This is a genomic window from Thalassoglobus sp. (genome assembly GCF_048270125.1).
In the GTDB taxonomy this organism is placed as follows: Bacteria; Planctomycetota; Planctomycetia; order Planctomycetales; family Planctomycetaceae; genus Thalassoglobus.
This window is the reverse complement of the sequence record NZ_JBLWTN010000005.1, coordinates 320,547-330,757: the sequence shown is the minus strand read 5'-3', so window position 1 is coordinate 330,757 and position 10,211 is coordinate 320,547. Positions and strand designations below refer to the sequence as shown.

Annotated in this window: 2 protein-coding genes; one reads left to right on the top strand and one right to left on the bottom strand. The window is 48.7% G+C overall.

Going from position 1 to position 10,211, the window contains the following annotated elements; all coding sequences use genetic code 11:
• Positions 1 to 94: 94 nt before the first annotated feature.
• The gene (locus tag ACN0YR_RS09115) at positions 95 to 4,453 is read left to right on the top strand and encodes a protein kinase domain-containing protein (protein ID WP_417848892.1); all 4,359 of its coding nucleotides are present in this window, start codon (positions 95 to 97) and stop codon (positions 4,451 to 4,453) included.
• Between the two features lie 209 nt (positions 4,454 to 4,662).
• Here ACN0YR_RS09115 and ACN0YR_RS09110 read toward each other — a convergent pair whose 3' ends face one another.
• Positions 4,663 to 10,056 carry a CHAT domain-containing protein gene (locus ACN0YR_RS09110; protein ID WP_417848891.1) on the bottom strand — a complete coding sequence of 1,798 codons (5,394 nt, stop codon included), beginning with the start codon at positions 10,054 to 10,056 and terminating at the stop codon, positions 4,663 to 4,665.
• Positions 10,057 to 10,211: the final 155 nt, after the last annotated feature.

Below are 10,211 nucleotides of genomic sequence, written 5' to 3'. Positions count from 1 at the left end.
GACAGTCGTCAAACCAGCTGAAGATCTTGAAAATCCGATTGATGACCCAACCGCTCAAACCGTTGTCCGAGGAATGGCCGATTCGGAAACCTCAGTGACTCGAGACCACCAGCGGCAGAATTCAGACTCAGCGCCGAACATTGAGATTCCGGAAACTTTCGGTCGTTACGCGATTCAAAAAGTCCTTGGTCAGGGAGCAATGGGGGCGGTTTATCTCGCTCAAGACACGCAACTGGATCGGGCTGTCGCTCTCAAAATCCCAAAGTTCGGTGACGGGAATGGCGTTGACGACGAAGAACTCCTCGAACGGTTTTACCGGGAAGCCCGGGCCTCAGCGACACTCCGCAGCCCGAATATCTGTCCGGTCCATGATGTTGGGGAGATCGATGGTCAGCACTACATCACGATGGCGTACATCGAAGGTCGTCCGCTGAAGGACTTCACGAAGTCGAAGAAGAAACATTCTGAAAAACAGATCATCACGACTATCCGTAAGCTGGCCTTGGGGCTTGAACAAGCACATAAGATCGGTGTGATCCATCGCGATCTGAAGCCCGCCAACGTTATGGTCGATCTTCAAGGCGAGCCAGTCGTGATGGATTTCGGTCTCGCCCGCCGCAGTGATAGCGATGATGTGCAGGTGACGCAGAGTGGAGCGATCCTCGGTACGCCCGCGTATATGGCTCCCGAGCAGGTGGCTGGTGATCAGGCAGCGATCGATCACCGAGTCGATATTTACGCTCTCGGCATCATTATGTACGAGTTGATCACAGGCGAAATGCCTTTCAAGGGCAACCTGATGGCAATCCTGCAACAAATCGCTCTCAACAACCCAAAAAAGCCATCAGCTCTTCGACCAGATATAGATCCTGGACTGGAAAAAATCTGCCTGAAAATGATGGCAGGCGATCAGAATAAGCGCTATCAGTCAATGACTGACGTCGCGAGCGACTTACAGGAAGTTCTGCATAATCCGGGCAAGAGACAGAAGAAAGAACAGGCAAAGAAGACCGGACCGAAGCCAACGTCGCTTCCGACCGCGAATGAAGAATCGAACCCGGCTTTAATCTCGGTCGCTCAGCCAAAGTCATACGCTGCACAGTTGCGAGAGAAGAAAAGTAAGACAGCGAAGAAGCCAAAGTCAACTGGCAAAGCAAGTTCCAAATCAGAGGTGACAGCCACCACCAGCTCTGGCGGCCCCCCGAAAAAGTTCCTCATCGCAGGCGGTCTGGGCGGTTTGATTCTGCTGCTGGGAATCGTTTTCCTCGTCCGCATTGGCAAGTACGAAGTGCAGATTACGCTGGACGATCCAACGATTACGCTGAGTGTGGACGGCAAAGTTCTCAACATCGACAACGATGGCAAGGTCATCAAACTTTCAGCGGGAGAACATAAACTCAAGCTCGAAAAAGAAGGACTCTCCACCCACGTCGAAGAGTTTACTGTCACCAAAGATGGAAAAACTGCTCTTTTTGTGAAAATTGTGAATAGAGAAATTGCAGTCTCTCATAAAAATGAAAACCATTCTCCGAAGAATATTCACGGTCCAACAACAAAGCCGAATGATGTTGATGAAATTCGCTTAGAGGATGGGCTAGCCGGTTCCTGGAACTTCGAGGAAGGGAATGGGGATCGAATTGGAGATGCTGCTGGGAATCAAAATTATGGACGTCTTGAAGGAGAAGTGAGTTGGATGCTTGATCCGGCCCCATCACCACTTGCAGGCAAACGTTCGTTGCGGTTTGACCTAGGAAAGATGATCGTGCCAGCCTCTCGGTCTCTGGAGATTACCAACAACATGGCTTTTGCTTTTTGGTGCAAACTCGACGAAAATGGTACTGGTCGATCGCTCATCAAGCATGGATTGATGGACATAACAACCGGGCATCAACGGATCAATTTTATCTACAACCTGGTTGGATCACCAGAACGTGTCTTTCGAGATTCTGGACAGTGGAAGCCAGATGGATTACTTGGAGGTTCGTGGAATCATATTGTTCTGAACTGTGTAGGGGATCATTCTGAAATCTGGTATAACGGACAACTCTATCGATCAAACCCACTTCTCGGAAAGCTCGCAGATCAAGCCGATGACCTGGTGATCGGCAGTGAAATCATGGGCTCACTTGACGATTTCAGAATTTACAATCGAGCCTTGAACAAAGCTGAAATTCGTAAACTTTCAAATTTCGACGAATCTGATGCAGATCTAATTTCAGGCTCAACCGATGCTGCTTCTTCGTGGGGATTAGGTGGAACTGCTTCAGAAACGACGCAGAGGTCAGGAGTTCATTTTCACTCAGGGTTAAGTTTCCAGTCTCAAGAAAATCATGTCGACACATTAGGTATTCAGATCAATCTGTCAGAGCCATTCTGCCTGGAGGCATGGTTTGATCCAAGGAATCGGTATGGTTCAAAAAGCTTCTCACGGGTTCTTGCTGAATTCGGACCATGTCAGCTAGCCCTTTCCGATGCAGCTGACGTATCTGTAAATATTGGGCTGATGGAGAAGGGCGAAGTGTATGTCGGCATTTATAAGGGTTCTTATTTGAGTTATGAAGAGGAGAAATCAGGATTAGTTCATGCAGCATTGCAATGGACAGGTGACGAACTACAACTATTTGTAAATGGAAAGTTGCTGACTGACAGTTACGACAGGAATGGTATTTCAGAGAAAACTGATGCCTTCATTAAACGCATTCTTAACCAATACAAATCGGCAGACTTACGACTTGGAGCAGCTGGGGAACACCAACCAGAAAATTTCCTCGCCAGCACTCTATACGATTTCCAGATCTCTAAAGGGATACGCTACACTAAAAACTTTACTCCAGTTGCCTTCAAAAATTCGTCAGAAACCAAAGTTCGCTATGATTTCACAGAAGGCAGCGGCGACATCCTCAAAGACTCCTCCGGCAACGGGCACGATGGGAAGATCATCGGGGCGAAGTGGGTTGCACTGGAGATGGATTCGTCTCAGCAAAGGTCGTTCTCGTTGAGTACAGATCTGGAAATCTTGAAATCCGAGAACATGAATTGGGAATTCAAAGATGAAGTGCTGAAAGGACACGGCACAGCGACAAAAAAAACACACAAATGGGTGGCAGCAGAATTCACGAATGAGATTCATGGAGACTACGACATCGATTTTGAGTTCAAGCAATCAGCTTTCGATCCTATTCAAGTTGATTTTCCACTCGGAGACGATCAGGCGATTCGTGTCCATATCGGAGGACAAGGCAGTGCATTGATGAAAATCGATGGGAAAGAAGACCGTGACGCTGCAGAAGAATTCCGTAATAACGATGCGAAACTTAAATATGGTAAGTGGCAACAATTGTCGGGGAAAATTCGCCATAAGGGAGAGAACGTTGAAATTGATGTCACGTTAGATGGAGTTCACGTTGGTCGATTCGCCGGAAATCGATCACGAATCTCGCTACCGCATTGGAATACCGTTCGCCCGACCACGGTTAAATTCTCAGGGCATGGCGATCTTTCAAAAGCTCAAATTGAAGTGAGGGGGGAAGTAAGACTCCAACCTTCATTAAACACAACAGCTGACGCGTCAAGCCATTCAAAGGCCCCTTCCATCGCTCTTTCACCTTTCAACGAAGCAAAGGCGAAAGAGCATCAGGAAGCCTGGGCAAAGTACCTGAGTGTGCCTATTGAGAAGGAAGTTGACCTTCCGGGAGGAGAGAAAATCACCTTTGTGCTCATCCCGCCGGGTGAGTTTGAGATGGGCAGTCATCAACACGAGCAATCCATGTTTCTTAACGCGATTCGAGGTGAATGGAACGCCGAAAGAACTCCTGCTGAGATTCCGCGACACAAAGTCCAGATCACGAATCCGTTTTATCTTAGTAAGCAGGAAGTGACTCAGGGAGAATGGTTGTCAGTGCTGAAGGACAATCCCTCTGTCTATGCGAATTCGAAGGAGCATCCAGTGAATCAGGTCACCTGGAATGAAGCGAAAGAGTTCGTCGATGCAATGAATTCCAAAGCTGAGCTGGATGGGCTGACGATTCGACTTCCGACTGAAGCAGAGTGGGAATATGCCTGCAAGGCAGGGGACCCGCGTTCCAACTATCCTCCAGAGGAATTGGAGGAATACGCCTGGTTCAACTTGAACTCGAAGGGCAACTTGCAGAAAGGTGGAGAGCGAACACCGAATGCATTCGGGCTTCATGACATGCTCGGAAATGTCTGGGAATGGTGTGCTGACAGCTATCGTCACGACTTCTACCTGAAGTCTCCAAGCGTAGATCCAGTCTCGCTTGAAGTTGGGGAACATCGCGTCCTGCGAGGCGGAGCAATGACCCACGGATATATCCATTGCCGCCCAACATACCGAAATCATGATCATCCGGATACAAAAAGCTTTCACTTTGGTGTGCGACTGGCCGCCACAATTCCTTCCAACTCGCTCCCGCCTAAAAAAGTGAAGCGTTAACAAACGGCACATATCATACGCGGATTCTCGCTGAGGATCCGCACTCTTCACACGGATTACTCAACCATTCTATCCAGAGCATCTTTCGAATTGGTTTGCAGGTTCTGCCTCGTGGTGAACAGTATTTTTACTGGAGCAGTTTGCTCTAAGCGGGAAATCCGCTTCAAAATGTCGGCATGCTCCAACCTTTCTTTCACTCAGATTTTAGCCTACTCAACATCTCCGAAAAGAACGAAGCTGGCCCAGTAGAACGGGTGTGCAGCACTGTTTTCTGCACGACGTTTCTCAATTTGTGTTCGCTGAGCTTTAGAAATGGCTGAGCGTCGGTTGTGGTGAGCCGCCAACTCTTCATAGAACGCACGAATCAGATCGCGGGTTTCACCATCGGGGACTTCAAAGAGAGTTGTGAGGATTGAATGAGCGCCAGCATTCATAAATGCTCGTCGAATTCCATGGACTCCTTGCCCCGATGAGACGTCCCCTAGACCACTCTCGCATGCACTGAGCACGACGAGTTCTGTGTTTCGAAAATTTAGCCGAGCAATTTCCTGAGCGGTCACCCATCCGTCTTCGAGATTTCGATTTTCATTCGTGACTGACGAGGAGCGGTTTGCCCCGGCAAGCACGATTCCCGAACGAAGAAGTGGATTGTCTGCAGCTCGCAGCCGGGAAAGATTGGAAGTCGAACGGACAGAACCGCGATCGAATTCATCCTCTTCTGCTGAAGGGACATAAAAGCCGTGGGTTGCCAGATGGACGATTCGAGCGGCGTGTACTGACTTGAAGACTTCTTCTACGGCATCGTCACCAATAAAAACATTGACCGGTTGGTAAACCGTCGAACCCAGAATCGTCTGTACGTCGCCAGCCTCGGATTCTGCTCCCGGCAATCGCTTCCAACGCAGTGATCGTAAGTCGATCCCGTCCGCCCCTCGCAACGCAAGCAGATTTGTAGATTGCTCCTGTTGTTTCGCAAGGACTCTCTCGCGAACTTCGACCTCGGCATCAAAGTTCGGATTCGAGATCACCAGAGTCCCTACTCCGGGCGGTTCGTGGGTGCGTGTGAGATCACGGGCAGACGATACGTAACTGATCTCTTTCGTCTCGACGAGATAGTGATCTGAACTGTCGACGAGTGCAGAGAACGGAACTCCAGATATCCCCGCGTCGGGGCTCAATGTCAGAATTGTCACTTGATCAAGATGTTTTTCAAACGGCCCAAGAAGGCGATGATACAGTTCCTGCGATAGTTGCCGGTACCGTGTTTCCAGCTCTTCTTCCGTTGACAGACGCAGCATTCTCGGAAATCGCTGAGTCTGCTCTCGTAACTCTTCTATCAAGTTATCGATCTCATCGGAGTTGCCCAGGTCTGCGAAATGGATCTGGGTCTGTTCATTCTCCCTACGAACGAAGAAAGCAATGTACCCATGCGCACCGGATGCAAATCGGTTCACCTTCAGGAATTCGATGTAAGCTGTATTACTGTCGAGCTTCGATGAGAGTTGATCCGTGTCGAGTTGAAATTCGATGTCGGAAGTAACCTGGTTTTGTAAACGCTCGTTGAGTTGCCCTTGTCCTTCGGAAATTTCCCTCTGTTTCTGTCGGCGTTGAGCTGCGAGCTCGGACTCGGAACGTGTCCCGTCTTGACCGAGCGTCAAGTCTGCGAGTTCCTGATTAAGCACTCTCAATTTTTCGATCAAATTGAGAGTTTGGGAATCGAAAGATTGTGATTGCTCAAAAGTTTTCAAACGGCAATTTAAATCGAGAGACAACCCTTTTCGTTGAATTGTCCAATCGAGTGCCATTCGAATATCAGGAGATACTGGTTGTTTTTTGTTGATGATCGAGATCAACAAGTCGAGTGGTCTTTCGTCTTGGTCGAGTAGGCTTGTGAGCGAAGTGTCGCTGAGCAGTCGACCGATTTCAGAAAGTTGACGTTGCTGAAGTCGGAGGGAGTTCACCACGTGATTTAAAGCAGAGCGATCTTGTCCAAGGAGGTGCTCAACAATTGCGAGCTGAAAAAGTGTTTCTGTGATGACTCGCGATTCATTACCGAAGAGTTGCCGTTGAAGATTGAGGGCTTCATTTAAGTTATCACGTGCCAGTTCGTACTCTCCGTTTTTTCTTTGAACAATGCCAAGTTTTTGTTGAGCGGACTGCTGCAGCTTGTAGTGACTCTTACGATTAGCCAGTCCCACCACCGCTCGTTCAAACAGCTCTGCCGCTTTGTCGAGTTCATCCCAACGCATTTGTGCATCGCCATACTCGATCAGCAATTCGAAGTACTCTGCAGACTCAGCACGATCGACAGTTTCGTAAGCTTTCACCACCTCCTCAAAACGTTCACGGGCTTCGATTTTCCGAGAATCGTCGGTGGCCGTCGAAACTGCAACGGTCGCTGCACTACGAAGTCGGTCGCGGTCAGTGACCTCCTTAAGTCTTTGGATGATTTCATGTGACCGGAGAATCTCGGCATGTGCCAAGTTTGGTTCACCGATTCCGTAGTAGATTTCACCGAGCAGGCGAACCGCATTGGCATACTCTGGATTCTCCGCCCCCCAGAGGCGTCGGAAACCCTCGCTTGCCGAACGAGCCAACGGCAAAGCCGAGGAAAAATCTTCGATCTCTGCATAAACCTGTGCGAGTTCGAATTGGGCAGCAAAAGTCTCGATATCCTCGTCGCCCCGAGACTGTGCTGTATCGAAAACACTTTTTTTTGAAAAATTGAGTGCCTCTTGATACTGTCCCAGCGCACGCAGGAGGCGTGAGTTTCGAGTCATAAAGGTGAGTGAATCTGAGTGCTCAACCCCCAATTTCGAAGCTCCACAAGTATAAGCTAAAATACTCATTGGGATCGCTTGCTGATAGTTTTCCTGCTCCTCGAAGTATGTGGCCGCTGCCTGAGCATAGTTCATCATTGCAAGATTTAGCGGTCCCAGAGTTTCGGTAGACTTCTTGAGAATGCTTTCTGAACGACCAAGAAGTTGAGGAGTGACTTCCACTTTTTTGTGATCTTTCAGCGTCTCAGTATCTTTAATAAGTTGTATATAGGCTTCCAGATCCTCGCCTGTGAGCAATGCAATCCGCCGTGCCAATTCGAGTTCCTGTTTGAGTCTTAAGAGAACCTCAGGTGAGTCCGCGTAGAGAATCGCTTCTGAATCTTGTGCAAACTCTCGTACTTCGACGACACGATCCCAGGCATGCATTCGTTCGTAGTACTCCCTTAACCTTAGAAGATCGTTATCGAAGTACCCCCATTCGACACGATCAATCTTGTTCAGATTGTCGATCTTCCGGTACTCAGCCAATGCGAGATCAAGTTGTTGGAGTGCTTCTCGTTTCCGATCAGCAAGCAATGCGGCGTAACCACTTTTCAGAAAGAATTTTCCCCGAACAAGAGGACCGGCATCGAAATATTTTTCAACAATGCGAGACACCTTTTGCAATAGCTTCGCTGCCTCGTCATGGCGGTCCTGCTTAGCGTAGACAATAGTGAGTGAATAGAGCGCGCTGCGATAAGATTCAATGGGACTCTGGTCGGGATAACGTGCGATCAGTTTCTTCAGAACTTGCTCAGCACTCTCAAAGTCACCAGTCTCACTGTAATGCTCAGATGCGTTGTATAGACACCACTGATAAGTTCTTGTGTAGTCATCGATAGACTTTCCAAATCGGTCTGCTGACGGATTCGAGGCGTTGTTTTCAAAAAGTGAAATCGACTCTTCGTAATACTTGATTCCATCGAAGTAACGACCATAAACACCTGCGATATTCCCGAGATAGTTCAGTGTGACGGCGAGGTCATAATTCACGTTCTCGTTCTTGTTGCTGTGAAACAGATCCACCGCTTTCGCCAATAGGTGCCGGGCCTCATACGGGTCATCGAGGTTGTAGTACAATGCTCCGAGTGAGGCGACTGCCAGGGAATGAGCATAGCATCCACGACTAGGACGGGATTCCCAGAGGTCAATCGCTCTGCTCAAATGTTCGATTGCTTCTTCGTCCAGATATTTAGCTAAGAGGCAACCAAGGACTGTCAATGCTTCAATGTATTCATCAGAATTCTCAGTGAAGGCGGCTCGAAAACTAGCCACTGCTTCACGGGTCAGATTTAACCTCTGTGGACTGTTTGAATTGAAGTATTCAGCGAAGCCCATGCAGGCGGTCGCATAGAATGGATGAGTTTTCCCGAAGACATTCTCGGTCACTCTCAGGAATTCGTTGATCTGACTTACGAGTATTGCATGATCCTGCGAGTCGCGAATCTTGGGGTCCGTTAGTAAGACCAGAACATCATATCGGGCCCGCAACGTTTCAGAGTTCTTGCGGCCAAACAGATCCGCGAGCTTTGCGTATCGCTGTTTAGCAATCTCAACGGCTTGCTGTTGTTCGCCAGCTTGAATGAGTGATTGCATTTCCTGGTGGAGTGACTGAACTTGCTGATATGTTTCGTTCTGCTCGTTTGTCCATGATTGCCTGTCAACAGTCATGACTGGATCAATACGAATTTCGATCGCCCGAAAGTTCTCCTCACCCCACTGTTCTAAAGCAATCCCATAGGATTCCTTTGCCATTTGCTCTGCTCTTTCCCAATTCTGCTCTTCCCATTCCGCACGAGCAGACTTCTGAAGTGCGATGCATAATTGGTCCGCGATGATCTGTATGCTACCTGGAAGCAAACCTTCGAGTTTTCCTGTCGAGTAGGCTTCTCGAAGAGGCGCAAGAGCCTCCTGGTGCTGCCCTATCGAAAGGAGCAAATACCCTTTGAGAATTTTTGCGGAAATACAAGTCCCCTGATGCAAGGTTCCGGACTGTCTGAAATGTTCGATTGACTGATTGACGAAGTCGAGACTGATCTCGATCTTTCCCATGTATGCCGAGTGCTCTGCGAGTAAATACAAGAGAGCGGCGTGGTTCGGATGTTCCAGGTGCTCGACCTGTTGCAGTTCAATCCGGAGTCTCTCAAGTTGCGTTCCGACGGTCTCGAGTTGCCCAAGTCTTAGCTGCGCGGATTGAACATGCATCATTGCCATGATCGCCAACGGGTGCCGTTCGCCGAAGATTTCTCGACTCAGGCGAGCGTGGTTTTCAGCCGCTTCGAGTTGACGGTTCGGGTCATTCCCTTCCATTGTCAACTGAAGTTCTCGAGCCGAACCGAAGAGTTCCTGGCGATCGGTCAAGGGAAGAGAGAGCAGTTTCTTAATGACAGATTCGAGATGTTCAGCTTCGGCTTGCTGCCAACTCTTCTCGGAGGAGTTCTGGCGATAATGAAGAACTGCCGAGTCTGAGTACCGCTGCGCCCGTTCCACTTGATTGAGCTCCAAGGCATAGTTGCACAAGACAACGTATCGCTCAGCGATTCGAACGTTCTCTCCGCTCTCTCCGCCAAAGAGTTTTTGCTCGACTTCCAGCAGTTGAAGTCCCATATCAAGAGCATCAGAAACATTTCCGTTCTTCCAGGTCTCCTGCACCTTTCGGTTCAATTCAATTCGCTGGTGATTGAGATCGGAATGTGCGGCTGTCGCTTCAATATCATCCTGTCCAAAGCATGTCGCTGGATTCATCGAGAAGAGTAGAGTGACTACTAAATAAAATCGATTCATGGTCAGGCCGTGACGTATTCAAGCATTGTCAGGAATTCTTCATGCTCATTGATTGTAGATTGAACAGCTCAAGTCACAAAATAAAGAATTGAAGTCGTATCCTTTTTTTCAATTGAATGATCACATTGATTGACCACTCTGTCAAAAGGCGTTGA

What these genes read in the sequence shown, in the direction of transcription:
- ACN0YR_RS09110 (WP_417848891.1), bottom strand. Translation starts at nt 10,056, where the DNA reads ATGAATCGATTTTATTTAGTAGTCACTCTACTCTTCTCGATGAATCCA.